Annotated in this window: 18 protein-coding genes; 9 read left to right on the forward strand and 9 right to left on the reverse strand. The window is 57.2% G+C overall.

Translation table 11 applies throughout. The features are described 5' to 3' along the window. Positions 1-13 precede the first annotated feature (13 nt). From nadD to A8710_RS12540, 7 genes are read left to right on the forward strand one after another with little or no spacing between them, the layout of a single operon-like run. On the forward strand, positions 14-673 hold the full coding sequence (nadD, locus tag A8710_RS10905) for a nicotinate-nucleotide adenylyltransferase (RefSeq protein ID WP_068860473.1): 660 nt from the start codon (positions 14-16) through the stop codon (positions 671-673). Then, entirely contained in the window at positions 670-1,041 is a 372-nt protein-coding gene (gene rsfS, locus A8710_RS10910; RefSeq protein ID WP_068860475.1) for a ribosome silencing factor, read from the forward strand. The genes nadD and rsfS overlap by 4 nt, the downstream gene beginning before the upstream one ends. Continuing rightward, on the forward strand, positions 1,041-1,508 hold the full coding sequence (rlmH, locus tag A8710_RS10915) for a 23S rRNA (pseudouridine(1915)-N(3))-methyltransferase RlmH (RefSeq protein WP_068860477.1): 468 nt from the start codon (positions 1,041-1,043) through the stop codon (positions 1,506-1,508). Before rsfS ends, rlmH begins: the two co-directional genes overlap by 1 nt. A 33-nt stretch (positions 1,509-1,541) precedes the next feature. Continuing rightward, the gene (gene mrdA, locus A8710_RS10920; RefSeq protein WP_068860479.1) at positions 1,542-3,440 is read left to right on the forward strand and encodes a penicillin-binding protein 2; all 1,899 of its coding nucleotides are present in this window, start codon (positions 1,542-1,544) and stop codon (positions 3,438-3,440) included. Then, a complete protein-coding gene (gene rodA, locus A8710_RS10925) occupies positions 3,440-4,588 on the forward strand; it encodes a rod shape-determining protein RodA (RefSeq protein WP_068860481.1) in 1,149 nt (382 codons plus the stop codon). Before mrdA ends, rodA begins: the two co-directional genes overlap by 1 nt. Positions 4,589-4,600: 12 nt before the next feature. Next, the gene (gene mltB, locus A8710_RS10930; RefSeq protein ID WP_068860483.1) at positions 4,601-5,638 is read left to right on the forward strand and encodes a lytic murein transglycosylase B; all 1,038 of its coding nucleotides are present in this window, start codon (positions 4,601-4,603) and stop codon (positions 5,636-5,638) included. Between the two features lie 17 nt (positions 5,639-5,655). After that, positions 5,656-6,600 carry a septal ring lytic transglycosylase RlpA family protein gene (locus A8710_RS12540; RefSeq protein ID WP_068860484.1) on the forward strand — a complete coding sequence of 315 codons (945 nt, stop codon included), beginning with the start codon at positions 5,656-5,658 and terminating at the stop codon, positions 6,598-6,600. Between the two features lie 9 nt (positions 6,601-6,609). On the opposite strand, the gene A8710_RS10940 is transcribed toward A8710_RS12540, so the two are convergent. Genes A8710_RS10940 through A8710_RS10960 form a run of 5 tightly spaced genes read right to left on the reverse strand, consistent with a single transcriptional unit; the run spans position 6,610 to position 14,307 of the window. Then, positions 6,610-7,410 (reverse strand): crotonase/enoyl-CoA hydratase family protein, encoded by an 801-nt coding sequence (locus tag A8710_RS10940; RefSeq protein ID WP_068860485.1) that lies wholly within the window; start codon positions 7,408-7,410, stop codon positions 6,610-6,612. A gap of 52 nt (positions 7,411-7,462) precedes the next feature. Continuing rightward, entirely contained in the window at positions 7,463-7,789 is a 327-nt protein-coding gene (nirD, locus tag A8710_RS10945; protein WP_082968813.1) for a nitrite reductase small subunit NirD, read from the reverse strand. A 20-nt stretch (positions 7,790-7,809) separates the two neighbouring features. Continuing rightward, the gene (gene nirB, locus A8710_RS10950) at positions 7,810-10,359 is read right to left on the reverse strand and encodes a nitrite reductase large subunit NirB (protein WP_068860487.1); all 2,550 of its coding nucleotides are present in this window, start codon (positions 10,357-10,359) and stop codon (positions 7,810-7,812) included. Next, complete coding sequence (locus A8710_RS10955) at positions 10,356-13,097, reverse strand: nitrate reductase (protein WP_082968814.1); 2,742 nt, start codon at positions 13,095-13,097, stop codon at positions 10,356-10,358. Before A8710_RS10955 ends, nirB begins: the two co-directional genes overlap by 4 nt. Then, positions 13,081-14,307, reverse strand: a complete 1,227-nt coding sequence (locus A8710_RS10960; protein WP_068860488.1) for an NAD(P)/FAD-dependent oxidoreductase — start codon at positions 14,305-14,307, stop codon at positions 13,081-13,083. Before A8710_RS10960 ends, A8710_RS10955 begins: the two co-directional genes overlap by 17 nt. Positions 14,308-14,453: 146 nt before the next feature. Between A8710_RS10960 and A8710_RS10965 the strand changes: the two genes are divergently transcribed. Together A8710_RS10965 and A8710_RS10970 are read left to right on the forward strand one after the other, a co-directional pair. Then, positions 14,454-15,929 (forward strand): MFS transporter, encoded by a 1,476-nt coding sequence (locus A8710_RS10965; protein ID WP_068860807.1) that lies wholly within the window; start codon positions 14,454-14,456, stop codon positions 15,927-15,929. 1 nt (position 15,930) lies between these two features. Next, positions 15,931-17,664, forward strand: coding sequence for a bifunctional protein-serine/threonine kinase/phosphatase (locus tag A8710_RS10970; protein WP_068860490.1), 1,734 nt, complete (start codon positions 15,931-15,933; stop codon positions 17,662-17,664). 228 nt (positions 17,665-17,892) lie between these two features. Here the strand turns inward: A8710_RS10970 and A8710_RS10975 are convergent, their stop codons facing one another. The 4 genes from A8710_RS10975 to A8710_RS10990 form a co-directional block, all read right to left on the reverse strand. Continuing rightward, positions 17,893-19,092: a hypothetical protein gene (locus tag A8710_RS10975; RefSeq protein ID WP_068860492.1), complete on the reverse strand. Its 1,200-nt coding sequence runs from the start codon at positions 19,090-19,092 to the stop codon at positions 17,893-17,895. Positions 19,093-19,126: 34 nt separating this feature from the next. Next, positions 19,127-19,927, reverse strand: coding sequence for an ABC transporter ATP-binding protein (locus A8710_RS10980; RefSeq protein WP_068860494.1), 801 nt, complete (start codon positions 19,925-19,927; stop codon positions 19,127-19,129). Positions 19,928-19,941: 14 nt separating this feature from the next. Further along, on the reverse strand, positions 19,942-20,718 hold the full coding sequence (gene ntrB / locus A8710_RS10985; RefSeq protein ID WP_319822951.1) for a nitrate ABC transporter permease: 777 nt from the start codon (positions 20,716-20,718) through the stop codon (positions 19,942-19,944). A gap of 124 nt (positions 20,719-20,842) precedes the next feature. Continuing rightward, positions 20,843-22,114 carry a CmpA/NrtA family ABC transporter substrate-binding protein gene (locus tag A8710_RS10990; protein WP_198341664.1) on the reverse strand — a complete coding sequence of 424 codons (1,272 nt, stop codon included), beginning with the start codon at positions 22,112-22,114 and terminating at the stop codon, positions 20,843-20,845. Positions 22,115-22,241 lie beyond the last annotated feature (127 nt).

Here is a 22,241-nt window from a genome sequence, read left to right on the forward strand (position 1 = left end):
TCGCTGGGCGCGCATGATCCTGCTCTACGGCGGCTCCTTCGACCCGGTCCATCGCGGCCATGTCGATACCGCCCGAGCGGCAGCCGCCGCGGTAAACGCCTCGTCCGTGGTCTGGATACCCGCCGCGCTATCGCCGCTAAAGGCGGGCAGCGTGGCCTCTGGCGAGCAGCGCCGCGACATGCTGCAACAGATGCTCGTCGAGACTGCCGAGCCTCACTGGCAGCTCGATGACAGCGAACTGCAGTCAGCCCCACCGTCCTACACCATTCACACGCTGCAACGCTGGCGCGCCCACGTCGGCCCGACGTTGCCGCTGGCTTTCCTGATGGGACGCGATAGCCTGCTGCAGCTACCGCGCTGGAAGGATTGGCAAAAACTCACGGATTACGCCCATCTGCTCATTGCCCGTCGACCCGACTGCGATGCGCCACTCCCTGAGCCCTTGAAAATTTGGTTGGAAAATCGACAACTTAGCGACCCTAAGCTGCTACAATCGCGACCCTTCGGCAGCCTCGTGCTGCTTGATACTCCGCTGCGACCCATTTCCAGCACCGACCTGCGCGCATCCTTGGCTGACCAACGGCAGACCGAAGACTGGCTGATGCCCGGCGTGCGGGACTATATTGATCAACACGGCCTGTACCGTGAACCGGAGAACCCGGCATCCTCATGAATGCTCTCGACAAAGATACGCAACACCTCTACGAAGCCGCGTTCAACGCGCTGGCCGACCTCAAAGCACAAAACGTGGTGACACTCGACGTGCGCCCGCTGACCAGCATGACTGACATCATGATCATTGCCAGCGGCACGTCCACGCGCCATGTCAAAGCACTGGCCGATGAAGTGCAAGTGAAGGCAAAAGCAGCTGGCTTTATGCCCGTCGGCATGGAAGGCGAGAAAGAAGGCGAATGGGTGCTGATCGACCTCGCCGGCGTGATTGTTCACGTCATGCTGCCCGCGACGCGCGCGCTCTATGATCTAGAACGCTTATGGGGCTCCCAAGGCGCTCGCTCGGCACCGGACTTTTCCGCGGAATAATGAAGATTCGACTGATCGCCGTCGGCACGAAAATGCCCGACTGGATCAATACCGGTTTTGACGATTACGCCAAGCGCCTCACCGACGATGTGCGCCTCGAAGTCGTGGAAATTCCGGCCGGTAAGCGCGGCAAAAACGCGGACATTATCCGGCTCACCGAGAAAGAAGGTGAATCTCAGCTGGCGGCCATCGGCAGCACGGATCGCGTCATCGCGCTAGAGGTCGGCGGCAAAGCGCTGAGCACGGAAGAATTATCTAAAATGCTCGGCATTTGGCTGCAGGAAGGTCGTAATATCAGCCTGCTGATTGGCGGGCCAGAAGGCCTGTCACCAGCCGCCAGTGCCCGTGCCGATCAGCAGTGGTCACTGTCGCGCCTGACCTTGCCGCACCCCTTAGTGCGTGTATTGCTGGCAGAGCAGCTGTATCGGGCCTGGACACTGTTAAAAGGTCACCCTTACCACCGTTAGTAATTTGCACTGGCCACTGGGCCAACTGGCGCTATGACCACACCTGAAAAGCCCGAACGCATCACGCTAAACGATCAGCAGAAAGAGTCCTCGCTGTATCGCTCCCGCGCCTCTTTGGCTGGCATGATCGTGCTGAGCTTGTTTTCACTGCTCTTGGTCCGCTATGGCTGGTTGCAGTTAGTTCAACACGAAACCTATCTCACGCTGTCCGAAAATAATCGCATCCACCTCGAGGCCATCTCACCGCCTCGTGGCTTTATTTACGACCGTAATGGCGTGCTGCTGGCCGATAACCGCCCCGTTTTTGCGCTGGTCGTGAATCGCCAAACGGCCGGCGATCTCGACACCTTAATTGCTCGCCTCAAGCCCGTTCTGCAACTCAGCGACGAAGAAGTGGTGCGCTTTAAGAAACGCTTACGCGTATCCCGCCGGTTTGACTCAGTACCCATTCGCTCCCGCCTGAGCGAAGAGGATTTAGCCCGCTTTTCAGAGGCACGCTACGACTTCCCCGGCGTCTCCACCGAGATTGAGATTTCGCGCTACTACCCCTACGGCGAGCTCTTTGCGCATGTTATCGGCTATGTGTCCCGCATCTCTGAGCAAGAAGAAAAGACACTGGACCCAGCGGTTTATGAAGGCACCAATTTAATCGGCAAAATCGGCATCGAGAAGTATTACGAGTCGGCGCTGCATGGTCGTGTGGGCTATCAGCACGTTGAAACCAATGCCTATGGCAAACAGATTCGCGTCCTCAAGCGCACACCGCCAGTACGTGGCACGGACTTACGACTCGCCTTGGACGTAAAGTTGCAGCAAATCGCCCACGAACAATTAGCCGGGCGGCGCGGGGCTATTGTCGCGATTGATCCGCGCAATGGCGGTGTACTAGCGTTTGTCAGCAATCCAGGCTTTGACCCCAACCTCTTTGTGGGCGGCATTCCCGGCGCACTCTATCGCGGCCTCCGAGATCATGCCGACCGGCCGCTCTACAATCGTGCGCTGCAAGGGACTTACCCGCCAGGCTCCACCATCAAGCCCCATGAAGGCCTGGGCGGGCTGCACTATGGCCTGGTGAATTGGGAATATCGCATTTCCGACCCCGGCTTCTTCAGCCTGCCGGGAGACTCGCATCGATTCCGCGACTGGAAAAAAGGCGGTCATGGCATAGTCGATCTAACACGCGCCGTGGAAATTTCCTGCGATATCTATTTTTATCAGCTCTCTGACCGTATGGGCGTGGACCGCTTTCACGACTGGATGTCGCAGTTCGGCTTTGGACACAAAACCGGAATCGATCTGGTCAATGAAAAATCCGGCACGCTGCCCTCCGTGGCTTGGAAACGCAAACGCCTGAAAGCGCCGTGGTATCGCGGCGAAATGATGTCGGTCGGTATTGGCCAAGGCTACTTTACTGCCAGCCCCCTGCAAGTGGCTTTGTCCACGGCCATCATCGCCAACAAGGGTCATCACTTGCGCCCACAAATGGTCATGAGCAGCTCAGGGCCCAATCCAGTCGTTATTGAGCCTCAACCCAATACGCGAGTCGTCTTCAACGGCATGCCCGAGGATTGGGACAAGATGCACGAAGCCATGCGCCGTGTGGTTCATGGCAGTGGTACCGCGACCCATCTGGCACGCAAAATAACCGGCTACGAAATGGCCGGCAAGACCGGTACAGCGCAGGTCAAAGGCATTAAGCAAAACGAAAAATACGATGAGTCCAAACTTGACGAACGTCACCTCGATCATGCGTGGTTCATGGGCTTTGCACCCGTGGTCAATCCCACCATCGCAGTTGCGGTTATCGTAGAGAATGGCAAGCATGGCAGCACAACCGCTGGCCCCATCGCCAAAGCCCTGTTTGATTACGAAGTCATGGGGATTGTCGCGCCACCGCCCATCAGTGAATACGCCGACGTGGTAACAGAATAATGACTGAACAACAAAATCGCTTTCTTCGATCAGCGCCCAGCACCGGTGCTGAATTCAGCAAAGGTAGCGATGTCTGGTCCAAGCTATACATTGACCCTGTACTCGGCTCTTTACTCGCCCTATTAGCCTTACTGGGTTTAACAGCCCTTTACAGCGCCAGCGGCGCCGATCTCGACATGACCCTTAAGCAGGCCTCAAGCATGCTGATTGGCACCGTCGTCATGCTCACGTTTGCACGCATCCCGCCCAGTACCTATGCCTATATTTCGCCTTGGTTTTATGGCTTTGGCATCTTATTGCTGATTGCTGTCGCGCTGTTTGGCGACATTCGTTTAGGCGCCCAACGGTGGTTGACTATTCCTGGCGTCACCAGCGTGCAACCTTCAGAGTTTTTGAAGCTGGCAATGCCTATGATGGCTGCCTGGTTCATTTCATCACGCCCTCAACCCCTGAATATGAAGGATGTTGGCATCTCCTTAGTATTGATTATGCTGCCCGTTGCATTGATTGCTGAGCAGCCAGACTTGGGCACCTCGATTTTGGTCTTTGCCAGCGGCTTCTTCGTGCTCTTTTTGGGCGGCTTACCCTGGCGTTTTATGGCGACATTAGCCGGTAGCTTTGCCATTTTGGCGCCCATTGGCTGGGGTTTTCTGCACGACTATCAACGCCGTCGCGTACTCACCTTATTCGACCCTGAATCTGACCCGCTCGGAAACGGCTGGAACATCATTCAATCGAAAACCGCCATTGGCTCTGGTGGCACCTTCGGCAAAGGTTGGTTAGATGGCAGTCAATCTCACCTGCACTTCCTTCCCGAAGGCCACACCGACTTCATTATTGCGGCTTACAGCGAAGAGTTCGGCTTTATTGGTGTCATCTTATTAATGATGATTTATACCGGCATCCTGATGCGGGCCTTTCAGATCGCAACACAGGCGCAAACGTCGTATGGTCGCCTGCTGGCTGGTGCCATCACGCTGTCATTTTCTGTCTATGTCTTTGTCAACGTCGGCATGGTCGGCGGCATTTTACCTGTAGTGGGTGTACCGCTTCCGTTTGTCAGCTACGGTGGCACCGCCATTATTACGTTGATGTCTGGCTTCGGCGTGCTGATGTCCATTCATGCACATCGCAAACTCATGGGTTAAGAGGGAACACGAATGGCAACTTGGTGGCACGGCGCACTCGCCGCATTTGGATTTTTGACCAGCACATCACAAGCCGGTGACTTCTCACAGTATGAAGAGCTCAGTGCCCTGATTGAGCAACTCGAAGCGGACAAGATTTATGCCCCGGGCGAACTATCCAAACTTTTTGAGCAAGTGAATCGACAGCCTAAGGTCTTGGAGTCGATTGCACGTCCGGCAGAAAAGAGTAAGGAGTGGCGCGACTACCGCCCCATTTTCATGACCGAATCACGCCTCAGCGATGGCTTGGTTTTCTGGGACACTTATCACAAGGAGCTGGCACGGGCTGAAAGCGCAACTGGCGTGCCCGCCAGCATGATCTTGGCCATTCTGGGCATTGAAACGAAGTACGGTTACAACAAAGGTAGCTACCCGGTCATTGAGTCTCTGGCCACCTTAGGGTTTGACTACCCGCCGCGTGCACCTTTTTTCCGCAAGGAACTCAAAGAGTTTCTGATTCTGACCAAACAAAACGGCATGGATCCGCTGTCCATTCAAGGCTCATATGCCGGGGCCATGGGCTTCCCACAGTTCATGCCGTCGAGCTGGCGCAATTTGGCCGTAGATTTTGATGGCGACAGCCGCATCGACCTGATTAACAACCCGGTCGATGCCATTGGCTCCATCGCGAATTACTTTAAAGGCAACGGCTGGCGCCCGGGCGAGCCCGTGGCAGCTCGCGCTCGCCTAACCAGCCAAAATTACGATACCGCCACCAGCACGGAATTGAAGGCCGTGAGCACACTGGCGCAACTAGCTAATCAAGGTTTATTGCCACGCGATCTGGCCAATTTGCCCGGCAATACCCCGGCGTCAGGTATTCGCTTACAAGGGACGAACGGCGGCGAATTCTGGATTGGTTTTAATAACTTCTATGTGATTACGCGGTATAACAGAAGCATCCTATACGCGATGGCCGCACTGCAGCTTTCGCAGGCACTCGATGCCGCAAAACAAGAACGAGACCAGGTTGCCGCCAGTGCAACGTCAGGAGTTAGTCTCCTGCCCTGAGTTTCGCAGGAGGTTGCATGCAATTCCGTTTTATTAACGCGCTGCTAGCGTGTGCTATCCCCACACTGTGCAGCGCTGCGGTGATGGCAGATGACCTGACTCCTGCGCAAATAGCTGAGCTTATCGGCACCACACCCGCCGCCACCGACGGCCCAAATGCCGCGTTGAATTGGCAACAATGGGGCGCAGCAGAAGCAGCAGCGCAAGCCATTGTGGACGCCCCTGTTGAAAGCTGGGGAATCCTGCCCGACGTACAAGCGGAAGCCCACGACGATCTAGACGCGCTAGTTGAGCGCGATGAGATTCGCAGAATGTGGCGCGCGCTCGGCACGCAGGGAGAAATGTATCGCATCAAGCGTTTAGTCGTTGGCCGCCCCCACGTTGGCGAAGCGTCGTGGTATGGCCCCGGCTTTCATGGCCGATTAACGGCAAGTGGTGAGCGATTCAATATGCATGCCTTGACCGCTGCCCATCGCACCCTGCCGCTACCCAGCTACGTGCGAGTCACGCATGTCGGCAATGGCAGAAGCACCATCGTGAAAATTAATGATCGCGGCCCTTATCATGGCAATCGCATCATTGATTTATCGTATGCAGCCGCTCAATTACTGGGCATTAAAGGCAAAGGCCGTGTTTCCTTAGAGCCGGTAACAGGTGAGGAGCGAGAGGGTAGCCGACGTGCGGGCGTCGCCTTGAATACCGCCCCTGCGTATCAATTAATGCTGGGAAACTATGACGACACGCACGCAGCCCAATTGCTACAAGCGAAGCTGATGAAGCGCTTACCGATGGGCATCCCCGTGAGTTTGTCGGTAAGCCCGGCGCCTATAGAGGCTCACCGGGTCATTGTTGGGCCGTTAGCGACTAGTCTCGATGTGCAACTGTTAGTGCGCAGCATCCGAGCATCGCGCATGGATTTCGCCGAAGAGCCCCTTCGTATTGATGCACTAAAGCTTCAGTAACAACGCGCTTTAGCAGTTAACCTTACGCGAACCGTAGGTCGATGGCTGCTTGGTTTGTGCGGCCTTGACCGCCTGCTTTTGATTGCGACCTAGCAATAAACGCAACTGATACCAACGCTCCAAGCAAAACGCTTTATTCACCGATGCCGGCCACGCACGCTGGAACAGAAATTTGGTTGCTGCCACGGAGTCCGGCGAGCGCGTAGTAATTTCCGTGACTAAGGCATGTGCCGCCGCTAATGGGTCTGCATGTGTTTCCGTTACTAAACCATAGGCTTTGCCCTGCTCAGCAGAAAAAACCTCCGCCGTCATCGACAGTTTCTTGGCTACATCCAAGGGCATCACTTCACGAAAGCTAACCGTACCGGACATATCGGGAATGAGGCCCCACTTGGCTTCCATGATGGACATTTCACAGTCTGGCGTGGCGAAACGGAAGTCGGCTGCCAGCGCGATTTGCACGCCAGCGCCATAGCAACGACCGTGCATGACGGCAATCACGGGCACTGGAATACGACGCCAAACCCAGGCCACTTCTTGAAAGTTATTGGTATTGCGCCAGAGTGGGCGAAGGAAGTTACTGAGCATTTTCGTCGGCTTTTTCATGAAGCCCGGAATGTCTAGACCACTGCAAAAGCTAGCGCCCTCGGCGCGAATAATCACCGCTCGAATGTCGCGATCCTTGCGGAGCTCCTGCCCTACGCGAATCAATTCAGATAGCGTATCGATACCAATCGCGTTGTGCTTTTCTGGACGCGCCAGAACGACTTCTACCCAAGACCCTTTATGCTCAACACGAACTGGTGACATGGCTCAGACCCTACTCAGGAACATTAGGGAGCTGAGCCTATCAGTCCTTGGCTTAGTCGACTATGACCAAAACTTCACCGTCGCGCTCAATCACGGCGAATGTCGCAATCGTCACTGACTCATCCTCTAAGCAGGCTCCGGTGAGCAGGTCAAAGTGCTGCTTGTAGACCGGCGATGCAACAACCGCACGCCCCTGCAGACTGCCGGTAATACCCCGAGACAAGACATTGGCTTGCGAGAAGGGATCGAAGTTGCTGACGCCATGCAGCGAGCCATCACGTAGGCGGAAAATGGCCACTTGCTTGCCATTTACCAACGCCGCGACACCAACACCAGCCTGAACCTTGTCACTCGTACATACCGCAACAGCGTGTTCCATATTCATTTCCTTAGCGGCACTCATAACGACACCGTCGCAATTCGATCAACCGCTTTTTCGGCGGGCGTGGCGGGGCGAATTTGACCACGCTCTTCAACAAAAACGATGTTGTCATCGGGCACGTCGGCAGCATTGATAAAGCTGTTGAAGCGGGCACGCAGTTCAGGTGTTTCAACGGTGGTTTTCCACTCACACTGGTAGGTGTCGGCCACAGCCTGCATGTCCTTCTCCAGCTCATCAGCCAAGCCGAGGGAGTTCTCAATCACGACTTGCTTCAGGTAGTCGAGACCACCCTCCAAGTTTTCGCGCCAAACACTGGTGCGCTGCAGGCGATCAGCGGTACGGACATAGAACATCAGCACGCGGTCAATGTACTGCACCAGCGTGGCCTCATCGAGATCACTGGCAAACAGCTCGGCGTGACGTGGACGCATGCCGCCGTTTCCACAGACATACAGGTTCCAACCGCGTTCAGTGGCAATCACACCGATGTCTTTGCTCTGTGCCTCAGCACACTCACGGGTACAGCCGGACACACCAAACTTAATCTTGTGCGGGGAGCGCAGACCCTTGTAGCGGTTCTCTAAGCGCACGGCTAAGCCAACTGAGTCGCCTACCCCGTAGCGGCACCAGGTGGAGCCCACGCAAGACTTCACCGTACGCAGCGACTTGCCGTAGGCATGGCCGGTTTCAAAGCCGGCAGCAATTAACTCTTCCCAAATCAGCGGCAACTGCTCAACACGCGCGCCAAACAGGTCCACACGCTGGCCGCCGGTGATCTTGGTATACAGACCATATTTCTTCGCCACCGAACCCACCGCAATGAGGCCATCCGGCGTGACTTCACCTGCTGGCATACGCGGCACGACCGAGTACGTACCATCTTTCTGCAAGTTGCCGAGGAAGTAATCATTGGTGTCCTGCAAACCAGCGTGGCTAGGCTTGAGGATGTATTCATTCCACGTCGAGGCCAGAATGGACGCCGTGGTGGGCTTGCAGATATCACAGCCCTCACCCGTGCCATGCTTTTCCAGCAGCTCGTCAAAGGTCGTGATTTTTTCGACTTTAATCAGGTGAAAAAGCTCCTGACGCGAGTAAGCGAAGTGTTCGCAGAGGTCTTTCTTAACCTCAATGCCTTGCTTAGCCAGCTCGCTTTTCAGAATTTGGCCGACCAAGGCGGTGCAACCCCCACATGAGGTGCCCGCTTTGGTCAGGGCTTTTAGCTCGCCCAGATCGCAGGTTCCCGCTGCAATCGTGCTGCAAATCATGCCCTTGCTCACGCTGTTGCAAGAGCAAATCTGAGCCGTGTCTGGCAAGGCGTCGGCACCCAGCGCCGGTGCGCCGCCTGCGCTTTCGGGCAGAATGAAACTTTCCGGGTTAGCGGGCAGCGTCATTTCATTGAGCATGAGCTGCAGCAAGGTGCCATAGGCCTCGGCCTCGCCAATCAGAATCGCCCCCAGCAGCTTCGTTTTGTCGGCAGACACCACGAGCTTTTTGTAGATCTCAGCGGCTTCATCCACATAGGTGTAGGCCAGCGAGCCAGGCGTCGCGGCATGGGCGTCGCCAATGGAGGCCACATCAATGCCCATGAGCTTGAGCTTGGTGGACATGTCTGCGCCACGGAAGGCGCTTTCTGTTTTGCCCATGATGTGATCGGCAGCAACTTGGGCCATCTGATAGCCCGGCGCGACTAAACCGTAGATACGGCCACTCCAGAGCGCGCACTCACCAATCGCATAGATATCGGGATCGGAGGTTTGGCACTGATCATTAATCACGATGGCGCCGCGCTCACCCATAACCAGCCCGCACTGACGCGCCAGCTCATCGCGGGGGCGAATGCCGGCGGAGAACAGAATCAAGTCCGTTTCCAGCGAGCTGCCATCCGCAAAATTCATGGCATGACGGGCGCTTTTGCCATCGACAATTTCTTGGGTATTTTTGCCGGTATGCACGTGCACACCGAGGGCTTCAATCTTGCGACGCAGCACGCGGCCACCGCCGTCATCAACCTGAACCGCCATCAGTCGCGGGGCGAACTCCACCACATGCGTTTCTAAGCCGAGATCGCGCAGTGCTTTGGCCGCTTCCAGACCGAGTAAGCCACCGCCCACCACCACGCCAACTTTCGATACGGCTGCGCCGGCTTGGATGGCTTCTAAGTCTTCAATGGTGCGGTAGACCAGGCAATGCTCGCGATCTTTGCCGGGCAGAGGCGGCACGAAGGGGAAGGAGCCCGTAGCCAGTACCAGTTTGTCGTAGGCCACGACTTCGCCACTGGCCACCGTGACTTGCTTGAGTTCACGATCAATGGCGACAGCTTTTGTGTTCAGGTGAAGAAAGACGCCGCTGTCGGCAAAGAAGTTGCCTTTAACCAGACTCAGGTCCTCTGCGGTCTTACCACTGAAGTAGGCCGACAAATAAACGCGGTCATACGCTGCTCGTGGCTCTTCAGCCAGTACCGTGACTTCAAGCTCAGCAAAGCCGGCACTATCTTCCACCAGTTGTTCCAGAAACTTATGGCCAACCATGCCATTACCGATAACAACGACGCGCTGTTTGTGACTCATGATCCTACTCCACACGTGGCCAGAATATTTTTCAATTCCGACTGACAAGAACCGCAATTTGTACCGGCCTTTAAACAACGGCCAATGGCAGCAACACTTTCCAGACCCTCAGCGGCGATGGCACGACGAATCGTTTTCTCACCGACACTGAAGCAAGCACACACGGTGCGTCCCACATCGCTCGCGGGGTCCGAGGGCCGGCCTGAGAGCAGGCCCCGACGCATCAAATCATCAACGGGTTGGCCCAATTGGCCGCTAAGCCAGGACCGCTCGGGTACGGCATCGGTTTGCGTGGCCAAAACCAGCACCGCATGCAAGCGACCGTCCCGAATCTCCGCACGCCGATACAATCCGCGTGCCAAGTCTGAATATTCCAACCATTCAGCGCCCGTTAATGGCAGCCAGCGATCCGCCAGTACTTGCAAATCAGTGACTTGGCTACCGGCCAATTCATGCCGCCAGCCGTGCTCGCCGCGAATAGACACGGCATAGTCCGTTTCCGGTAGCTCAGTGTCTTCCACATGCAGCCAAAAGCCCTGCCAGGCGGGCTGCCAAGGCATCACAGCAACGGGCGTATGCTTGTTTTCAGGCTGGCCGGAGTACGGGTCCGTAACAGGATTGACCAGTGGCCCGACTCGACCCTGCGTGCTAAGCGCACCAGTCCAGTGCATCGGCACGAAAACGGTGCGCTCCTGCTGACCGCTATGGCACTGCACGCGCGCCAACATCTGCCCCCAGCGAGTACGGAGCTGTGCCAGCTCGCCGTCACGCAGACCATGGGCCGCTGCATCGCGAGGGTGCATCTCAACAAAAGGCTCGCTGATGTGCGCCAGCAACCTCGGCGTTAAGCCCGTGCGTGTCATGGTGTGCCACTGGTCGCGAATACGGCCGGTGTTAAGCACAAAGGGATATTCCGCGCAGGTCGGGTTGTGGGGCGCTTTGGGCTTCACGGGTAATAAGCGCGCCTTACGGTCCGGCGTAAAGAAGCCGCCGTCAGCAAACAATCGCGTTTGACCATCCGGGCGGCCTAAGCGGACAGGCCATTGCACGGGCTGGAGCGTGTTGTAGCGCTCGTTATCCAAGCCCGCCAAGGCGCTGATGTCAAAGTCGCGCAGAATGGCATCGGGCGCATTCTCAAAGCCCGACAAGGCCGCGTGTTCTGCAAATACCTCCGCTGCGCTCTCATACGGGAAGGCCGCCTCATAGCCCAGCGCCTGAGCCACGCGGGTGACGATCCACCAGTCCGGCATGGCCTCACCGGGCGCCGGCAAAAAGCCGCGCTGACGGGAGATTCGGCGCTCGGAGTTGGTGACGGTGCCATCCTTCTCACCCCAGCCACGAGCGGGCAGCTTGATGTGGGCCAGGCGATTGGTGTCGGTGTCGGCTATGCAGTCGGAGACAATGACGCACTCAGCACCTGCCAGCGCCGCTTTTACGCGATCAGCATCCGGCATGGACACCACGGGGTTAGTACCCATGATCCAGATCAGCTTGATGTTGCCGCTGTGAACCGCCTCGAACAGGTCGACCGCCTTCAGGCCGTTGCTGCGGGCAATTTGTGGTGCCTGCCAGAAGCGCTGCACGAGGTCGAGATGCGCCGGGTCGGTTAGCTCCATATGCGCGGCGAGCTGGTTGGCGAGCCCTCCCACTTCGCGGCCGCCCATAGCATTGGGCTGGCCCGTCAGTGAAAATGGGCCACTGCCAGGCTTACCAATACGGCCCGTGGCGAGATGGCAGTTGAGCAGGCTATTCACCTTATCGGTGCCCGCGCTGGACTGGTTCACGCCCTGCGAATACAGCGTCAGACTGCGCGGCGTATTGGCAAACCAGCGATAGAACTGGGCGATGGCATCTTCGTCGAGACCGGTGGCATCGGCCACTTGCGAGAGCTTACCGGCGCTCGCCTTGGCCTCAGCCAGCGCAACGCCGAAGCCGGTGGTGTGCTGCGCCAGATAGTCGTGATCGATCACGCCTTGCGCCGCCAGATATGCCAGCAGGCCATTAAACAGCCACACATCGCTGCCGGGCTTCAAAGGCAAATGCAGGTCAGCAATGTCGTTGGTCGCCGTGGCGCGCGGGTCAATATTGACGATACGCAGCTCGGGCCGACGCAGCTTCTCGGCCTTAATGCGCTGGAACAGCACCGGATGACACCAGGCCGTGTTAGAGCCTGTCAGCACGATGAGATCCGCTAACTCAAAGTCTTCGTAGCTATTCGGCACAGTGTCGGAGCCAAAGGCACGCTTATGCCCCGCCACACTCGACGACATACACAAACGTGAGTTGGTATCGATGTTGGCGGTGCCAAGAAAGCCCTTCATGAGCTTATTGGCGACGTAGTAGTCCTCGGTCAGCAGCTGACCCGACACATAGAAGGCGACGGCATCACGACCGTACTGCGCCTGCACGCGACGGATCTCGCTGGCGATGGTATTGGCGGCCTCGTCCCAGCTGGTGCGCTGACCGCGCACTTCCGGGTACAGCAGGCGCCCTTCCAAACTGAGCGTTTCGCCCAGCGCCGAACCTTTCGAGCACAGCCGACCAAAATTGGCTGGATGCGCACCGTCCCCATCAATGCGAACCTGCCGAGTGGCCGCATCTTCAACTGTGGCAATCACGCCACAGCCCACGCCACAGTATGCGCAGGTGGTATGTGTAGCGCCTTCGGCATCCGCCAAGGCAATGCGATTAGCGTCGAGCAGCACAGTGCCGCCCACGCGTTCAAGCGGCTGCGACATGTTCGCTCCCAGCACCAAATAACAGGTCATCCCTAAGGTGGCGAACGTCGCGCCCCTCACGAATCAAATCAAAATACCAAGCGCCATCCTGCGTATCGCCATACAGCACTGCGCCCACTAAACGACCATCGGCCACACACAGCTTTTTGTAGACGCCACGCGCAGGGTCGCGATAAATCAGCTTATCCGCCGCTTCATGGTTAAAGTCGCCGGCCGAAAATAACGCCACGCCACTGACTTTCAAGGTGGTGGCCGTGGGTTTTTGGATGTAGCGACTAATGCCCATTTCAGCGAGATGATTGGCGCAGACTTTGGCTTGGTCATACAAAGGTGCGACAAGACCAAAAAGTGCACCACGATGTTGCACACACTCGCCCACGGCATAAACACGGGGGTCGAAGGTCTGTAGGGTGTCGTTAACCAGAATGGCTTTATCAACCTGCAAGCCCATGGACCGCGCCAGCGCCACATTAGGGCGCACACCCACGGCCATCACTAATAAGTCGCAGGGCAGCTCGCTGCCATCTTTGAAGTGCAAGGCCTGTAATTTGCCCGTTTCTGCCTGATGGCTGATGTGCGAGCTCATGGCCGAGACTTTGAACGCTATGCCATTGGCTTCAAGGGCTGAGCGCAATAATTTAGAGGCTTCCTCGTCTAGCTGGCGATTCAGCAAATAGGCGGCATCATTCACGACCGTGACCTTCATGCCTTGCTTCACCAGGCCATTGGCCGCTTCCAGACCCAACAATCCGCCACCCAGCACGGCGACGCGAGCCGGCACTGAAGTGGGTGCCAACATGCGGCGAACGTCTGCGATATCGCGAAAACTAATGACATCCGGATGGTCGTGACCGGGCAACGGCACCATAAAGGGCAGCGAGCCTGTGGCCAGCAACAGGCGGTCATAGCTCACGTCAGTGCCTTGATCCGTTGTGACGCGGCGTTGAACACGATCCACCGCCGTCACGGTGTGGCCGGCCAGCAGCGTGATGCCGCGCTCGGCGTACCAACTCAGGGGATGAATAACGATGTCTTCAAAGGCTTTTTCACCCGCCAGCACCGGCGACAACATGATGCGGTTGTAGTTGCCATGCGGCTCACGGCCAATCACTGTGATGTCGTATTTGTCGGGTGCCAGCTGCAAAAGCTCCTCGACCGTACGCATACCGGCCATGCCGTTGCCGATGACCACCAGTTGCATTCGGGTCATATGCCCTATTCCCAGTAACGAAGTAATGCCGTGCCCAAAGCAAGAGCCATGCCATGCACTGCGCTGGTGCTGTTTTGCGTATTTATGGCATGGCACTTGCTAAAGCGCTTCACACCGATACTGGTCGATCTTGGAGCACCTACCTCATGGCCTTTCGTTTTCCCTTGCCGTTATTGAACTGGCAGGAACCGCGCATTCGCACCCTGCACTACACCTGGATGGCCTTCTTCATCACCTTCCTGATCTGGTTCGCGCATGTGTCGCTGATGCCGATGATCAAGGAAACCATGATGCTCACCGATAATCAGGTGAAAGCCTTCCTGATTCTGAATGTGGCGCTAACCATTCCGGCGCGCATCCTGATTGGCATGCTCGTGGATAAATACGGTCCGCGTCGTAGCTATAGCGTGTTACTGCTGGTCTGCGGCTTCCTCTGCTTAGGCTTCGCGGCGGCACAGACTTTTGAACAGCTCGCGGTTATGCGCTTCCTGCTCGGCTTCACGGGTGCCGGCTTCGTCATCGGCATCCGTCTCGTCAGCGAATGGTTCCCGGCTCGCGAAGTCGGCATCGCTGAAGGCATTTACGGTGGCTGGGGCAACTTTGGTGCGGCGGTCGCCAAAATCTCCATGCCCATCATTGCGGTCAGCGTGTTTGGTGGCGAGTTCGGCTGGCGTTATGCCATCGCCCTTACCGGCGTGCTGGCCATCCTCTACAGCGGCGTGTTCTACCATAATGTGCGCGACACCCCGAAAGGCGCGACCTACTTCAAACCGAAGAAGACCGGCGGCCTGGAGGTCACCAGCAAGGGTGATCTGGTGTTCTACATGCTGGTCAACCTGCCGATTTATCTGATCCTTTATGTACTGGCCTGGCGCTTATCGCCGACCGGGCTCGACATCATTAGTCAAACCTTTACCGAAGCCTGCTACGGTATCATCACCTTCCTGATGGTCTGGCAGTCGTGGAAGATCTGGCAGGTCAACCGTCACCTGATGACCGAAGTGATTCCCAGCACGCAGCGCTACAAATTCAAGCAGGTCGCCATTCTCAACCTCGCCTACATGGCCTGCTTCGGCTCTGAAATCGCCGTGGTATCTATGCTGCCGATGTTTTATGGCGAGACCTTTGGCTTGTCGCCCGCGATGCTCGGCCTCATGGCTGGCTCGTTCACCATCATGAACTTGGTGGCGCGTCCGGCCGGTGGTCTGATCTCCGACCGCATCGGTCGTCGTACCGTACTGATGACTTGCCTGGCGATTCAAACCGGCGGTTACGCGCTGCTGTCGCAGGTCAATGCGGGCTGGGGCATCGCACTCGCGGTCGTCGTGACGCTAGGCACCTCCGTATTCGTGCAGGCGGCCTGTGGCGCCGTGTACTCGGTGGTGCCGCTGATTCAGCGCCGCATGACTGGCCAGATCGCCGGCATGGCGGGTGCTTACGGCAACGTCGGTGGCGTGTTCTTGCTCACCGTGCTGTCGTTCGTCTCGCCGATGACCTTCTTCTTTGTTATCGCCGGGCTGTCAGCCGTCGCCTTTGCTGCCGCACACTTTCTCGATGAACCCCGTGGGCATATCGTAGAGGTCGATGAAGATGGCAATGTCCAAATGATTGCAGTGAGCTAATGTGACTTCAGCCCAAACCAGTACCGCGACACTTCAACTCAGCGTTGCCCAGCGCTCCCTTGCCGGCGTCAAGCCCGGCAACGAGGATGCCCTGGGCATTCGTTTGCCTGATGCCAGCGAGCGCCATCGTGGTGCCGCGCTGGTCATTGCCGATGGTGTCAGCAGTGCCGATGCCGGCCGGCAAGCCGCCGAAGCCGCAGTGCAAGGCTTTCTCAGCGACTATTACGCAACGCCCGACACCTGGTCGATCCAGAGCGCGGGCGAGCGCGTGGTGACCGCCATCAACCATTGGCTGCATGGCCGAGGCCAGGCGCATGCCGAGAATCAGGGCTGGCTAACGACCTTCACGGCGCTGGTGCTGCGTGGCCGTAGCGCACACATCTTGCACATTGGCGATACCCGCGTGTATCGCCTGCGCGGCGAGACGCTGGAACCGCTGACTCAGGATCACTGCACGCGCATCAATGCCGACACGACTTACCTGAGCCGCGCACTGGGCATGGACTGGCGTGTCGACATCGACTATCGCCACAGTGACATTGAAGTGGGCGACCTCTTTATGACCTGTAGTGACGGGGTTCATGGATTTATTTCCAACCCGCAACTAAAGCAGTTATTGCGCGAGCAGCAGCACGACCTGGAAGCACTGGCCGATACCCTGCTCGCCACGGCACTCGCGCAAGGCAGCAACGACAACCTGTCTTGCCAGCTCGCACGGGTGGAGTCGGTCGGACTGGACACTCATGACGAACTCGGCCAGCAGCAGTCACGCTTGCCAGTTCCGCCGAGCTTACTGCCGGGGCAGACGCTGGATGGCTACTTCATTGAAGCCGAAGTGCATGCCAGCCCACGCAGCCACCTCTACCGTGTGCGTGACAGCAAGACCGGCCAGCTCTTCGCACTGAAGGCGCCGAGCGTGCAGTTCGAGGATGACGAAGACTATCGTTCGCACTTCGCCATTGAGGGTTGGATAGGCCAGCGCATCACGCACAAAAACCTCATTCGTATTCATCCGCCCACACGAGCGCCTCAATGCCTGTACCACATCATGGACTGGCTCGAAGGCGAATCGCTGGCAGGCTGGCATGATCGCCAAGCGCGGGTGGATATTGCCGTGGTCGTGGGCTTTGCCCGCCAGATCGTTGCCGGTCTGCGCGCCTTGCATCGCCGTGACACCCTGCATCAAGACCTGAAGCCCGACAACATCCTGCTCTGCAACGATGGCACGCTGAAACTCATCGACCTCGGCTCAGCGCGCGTGGCCAGTCTGCAGGAGTCATCTCCACGCGATGTGCTGGATCGGCCGGGTGCAGCTGATTACGCCGCGCCGGAATATGCGCTGGGGCTGGCTCGTGACACGCGGGCCGATCAGTTCTCCTTGGCGGTGACACTCTATGAGTTACTGACCGGTCAGCACCCCTATGGTGAAGACTACGATCAAGCTCAGACACCGGCGGCGTTTCATCAGCTGCGCTATGTCAGTGCCTGCAAGTACAACCCGCATCTGCCGCTCTGGTTCGATGCAGCCCTGCGCAAGGCCTGCGCCATCAATGCCGACAATCGCTATGAGGCGCTTAGCGAGCTGCTGCTGGATTTGGAGCGACCGAATCCAGGTCTTACGCCGAATCAGCGCCTGCCGTGGATCGAGCGCGATCCGGTGAAGTTCTGGAAGTGGCTGGCACTGGTGGCCGTGGCGGGACATGTGGCGTGGCTGGTGCGGGCGCTGATGCCTTAACAACGGTGCTCCGAACATCGGCCAGCGAGGGCCAACACCGGCTGAAACACGCCGCTAGTACGTCCAGCTCGCGCGCTACATCGCGCGGTCGTTCACGCGGTTCGGCGCGATGCGCCGACAAACCCCGCGCTCACCCTTATAGGCTCTCATGCGCCATCCATGGCGCATGAAAGTTTCAGCCGGTGGCGACCCTCGCTGCCTTGTTTCAGGGGTGGTTTTTCGGGGGCGTTAGAACTTGTAGTCGATCTGGGCCCAGGCTTTGACGACATCCTTGGTTGTGGCCGAGGCATCTTCGCCACTGCCATCGTACTGAGCGACCTTGACCATGGCTGACCAGTTTGGCGTGAAGGTTTTGCTTATGCTGGCATCAATTTCCTGACCAAACTTTTTGCTGCTGTCGTTGGACTTAAAGCGATGCACCGCCAGTGCCAATCCCAGTCCCGCTACTTTGCCGGAAGCCTTGATATTGGTATCCACCAAGCCGCCTGCAGGTGTCACCAAGAAGCGATCGGCCCAACCGTTGAAGGCATGCAGTGTCGCCAAAGGCGTCTGAAAACCATTCTCCAGCGCTTCACGCTGAACCTTCACGAGCACCGGCCCAAAGTCGTAGCCAAGTTGAATGTCGCGATAGGTGGCATTCGGCACGACCGCCTCAACAGAATCTGCATAGTGACGCTGCTGACCATAAGAGAGGTCATATAAGAACTTGCCCTTCTTGCCATCCACTTTCAGCAAGCGATACTCACGACTCTTGTTTTTGCCCGCATTAGCCAGCAAGAACGGCTGACCAACCGCTTCTTTGCCTTCCAGACCTGCCCAGAACAGGATCACATTCGCCCCTATCGGCGTGCGCGCCTTCAGGTTCACGATAGGCAGGCGAATGTCGCCGTCCTGGCCACTGATCATGGCAACCTTGTTGGCATAGGTAGCGTGCAAGTCTAACCACGGGAGCAGCTTGGCTTTTTCGTAGCTGATCGCGGTGAACACCTGATCGTCCTGACGGAAAGCGACATCACCAATGAAGCGGGCATTGTTGTAGACCACTTTCTGCTTGCCGATTTTGAAGCCGTAACCCGCCAGCCAAGCCTGATTGATCGCCGTATTTTCGGGATCGACCACGGTGGCATATTTCGTATTCATCTGCACGGCAGGAACATGGTAATCGTCAGCCAAAGCACGAATGTCTTCGGCCTCGGCGTAGGCGGTGATGCCGGCAATCGGTGCCAGCTTGTAGCCGAGCACGGTACGCACAATAAACGCCTTCGCAGGGTCAGCAGCGGCCATGCCATCATCATCAACAAACTCGAAACGCGGGCGCACCTGAAAGGTCGCCTTGCCCGCTTTTACGGCATCGGTGAATACATCTGCTGCGTGCACTTCGGCGATGGCCAGCGACAACAGCGACACAGTTAAAATCAGTTTTTTCATGATCACATCTCCAAGTTTAGGTGTGTAGCAAGCTTCAGGCCGCAGGCCGTTTTTCTTTCTGATAAAGGAACTCCAGCACGCTAGAACGCAACTGGTGGTAAGCCGGATTTTCCGCCAACGCGAGGCGCTCACGCGGGCGCGGCAGATCTACCGTTAGGATGTCGCCGATGACCGCTGCCGGGCCGTTACTGAGCATGACGATACGATCAGACAGCAGCACGGCTTCATCGACATCGTGAGTCACCATAACGACCGTAGACTGTGTCTTGGCCACAATAGCCAGCAGCTCATCCTGCAGGTGGGCGCGGGTCAGTGCGTCGAGGGCACCAAACGGCTCATCCATGAGTAGCACACGAGGTTCCATGGCCAACGCCCGCGCAATGCCCACGCGCTGTTTCATGCCTCCGGAGATTTCATTCGGACGCTTCTGTGCCGCATGGCTTAGGCCCACTAAGGCCAGCGCCGCATCGGTACGCGCTTTCAATTGCGCTTTGCTCTCGCTCGCAGAAAAAACACGCTCAACGGCGAGGTAGACGTTGGCGTAGCAGGTTAGCCAGGGCAATAACGAGTGATTTTGAAATACCACACCGCGATCCGGGCCAGGGCCTGCAATTTCGCGGCCTGCACAAATTAAATGGCCGGTGCTGGGCAGCGTTAGGCCAGCAATCAAATTCAGTAGCGTTGATTTGCCACACCCTGAATGTCCGATCAAGGTGATGAACTCGCCCTGCTCAATGGTCAGGTTAATGTTTTTCAGGGCGGTGAAACTGCCTTTGGCCGTTTCAAAGGTCATGCCCACATCGGAGATTTCAACGAATTTTTTCGACAAGCTCATGGCTATTCTCCGGCTCAGTATTCGAAACGACGGGCCAACAACACCAGCGTCTGTTCCAACAGCAGACCAATTAGGCCGACCACAAAAATCGCGATCAGAATGTGTGCCACGTTTAAGTTGTTCCACTCATCCCACACCCAGAAGCCCAGCCCGGTGCCACCGGTGAGCATTTCAGCAGCGACAATCACCAGCCACGCCACACCAATAGCGAGTCGAACACCCGTCAGCAGGTAAGGCAGTACGGCAGGAAAGAGAATGGTGGTGAGTACCTTCCACTCACTGAGGTTGAGCACGCGCGCCACATTGAGGTAGTCCTGCGGCACCTGGCGCACACCGGCAGCGGTATTGAGAATCATCGGCCAGATACTGGAGATGAAAATGACCCAGATCGACGCCGGCTCAGCCTTCTGAAAGACGAGCAAGCCAATGGGTAGCCAGGCCAATGGCGATACCGGCCTTAACAGCCCCATGATGGGCGACAGCATGCCGGAGATAAACGCCGATCGGCCCACAATAAAGCCCAAGGGAATGCCCACCACAGCGGCCATGCCGAAACCCAGACCCACACGGGCCAGCGAGTGCAGCACGTTCCAGCCAATGCCCATGTCGTTCGGGCCGTTTTCATAGAAGGGGTCCGCAAAAAGTGTGAGTGCCGCATCCCACGTTGCTCCGGGGCCCGGCAGGTCACTGCGAAAGCCTGCCAGCATTTGCCAGGCCAGGAGGAACAGTAAGACGCCCAACAGAGGCGGCAAAACCTGCATGGCGTGAGCCTGCAATTTACGCCGGCGCATGCGGATGGATTCAGCGGCGATATTGGCCGGCAGTGCCGCAGAAAATTTCAACATAAATCTCTCCCAGCGAGGGCGCAAACGCCCTCGCAGATAACGGTTCCACTTCGTTATTAAGTCGTTCGCTTTAGGCGCGAATAGCGAAGCTCGCGGCATAGGCTTTAGGATCTTTGCCATCCCAAACCTTGCCATCAATTAACTTGCTGCTACGCATCACCTGCTTAGGTACAGGCACCCGCGCCATGGCGGCCGCTTGCTTGTACAAATCGATTTGGTTGATCTGCTTAGCGACACCGAGGTAATCCGGATCAGTGCTGAGCAGGCCCCACCGTTTGTGCTGAGTCAGGAACCACATGCCATCGGACAGGTAGGGGAAATTGGTTTGGCCTTCGCGGAAGAACGCCATGCTGTGTTTGTCCTGCCACTTGCGGCCAATGCCGTCGTCGTACTGACCCAGGAATCGACCGGCAATGACTGCTTCAGGGGCATTCACATACGACTTATCCGAGATCAATTTGGCCACCAACGGGCGATTTTTCGGGTTGTCGATCCAACGCGATGCATCCAGCACCGCTGCGATCAGCGCGCGTGCCGTGTTGGGGTTCTCTTTCACCCACGCCGCGGTTGCGCCCAACACTTTCTCGGGGTGATCAGCCCAAACATCCTGCGAGGTGGCCACGCTAAAGCCAATGTTGTCGGCAATGGCACGGGCATTCCAAGGCTCACCCACGCAATAACCGTCCATGTTACCGACCCGCATATTGGCAACCATCTGGGGCGGCGGCACCACGATATTCTTCACATCCTTGATCGGGTTCACACCCTGAGACGCCAGCCAATAATTCAGCCACATGGCATGCGTACCGGTGGGGAAGGTGTTGGCAAACGTGTACTCACGCGGGTTGGCTTTAATGTGTTTGGCCAGCGATGGGCCATCCTTCACGCCTTGATCTAACAACTGACGGGATAGCGTGATGCCCTGGCCGTTATTGTTCAGACCCATGAGCACGGCCATATCATTTTTGATGCCGCCAATGCCCAGCTGCACGCCGTAAATCAAGCCATAGAGTACATGCGAGGCATCCAGCTCGCCGTTGACCAGCTTGTCACGCACACCGGCCCAGCTTGCTTCTTTACTTGGGATAATCTCGATGCCGTACTTCTTATCAAAACCCATTGCTGCCGCCACCACGATGGAGGCGCAATCGGTGAGAGGAATGAAGCCCACTTTCACCTGTGTTTTTTCTGGCTTGTCGCTACCGGCAGCCCACGCCCCACTCGATACCGTCATACCCACGCCTCCCGCCAGGGTTGCAGCGCTAAAAAAAGCACTATTTTTGATAAAGTCGCGGCGATTGCTGACTAAGGTCTCGGCGACTGATTTGCTGTCTTCACTCATGTCCGTACTCCGCCTGTGGGCCATTTCTTCAATTCAAAAAAAAACGCCCGCACCGCTTTCGCGATACGGACGCCGTTGTCCGAAATGTCACTCGTTACCGAGTCACATCAGTCAAATTGTGACGACA

Origin of the sequence: Perlucidibaca aquatica, assembly GCF_001676655.1 — a bacterium.
GTDB lineage: Bacteria > Pseudomonadota > Gammaproteobacteria > Pseudomonadales > Moraxellaceae > Perlucidibaca > Perlucidibaca aquatica.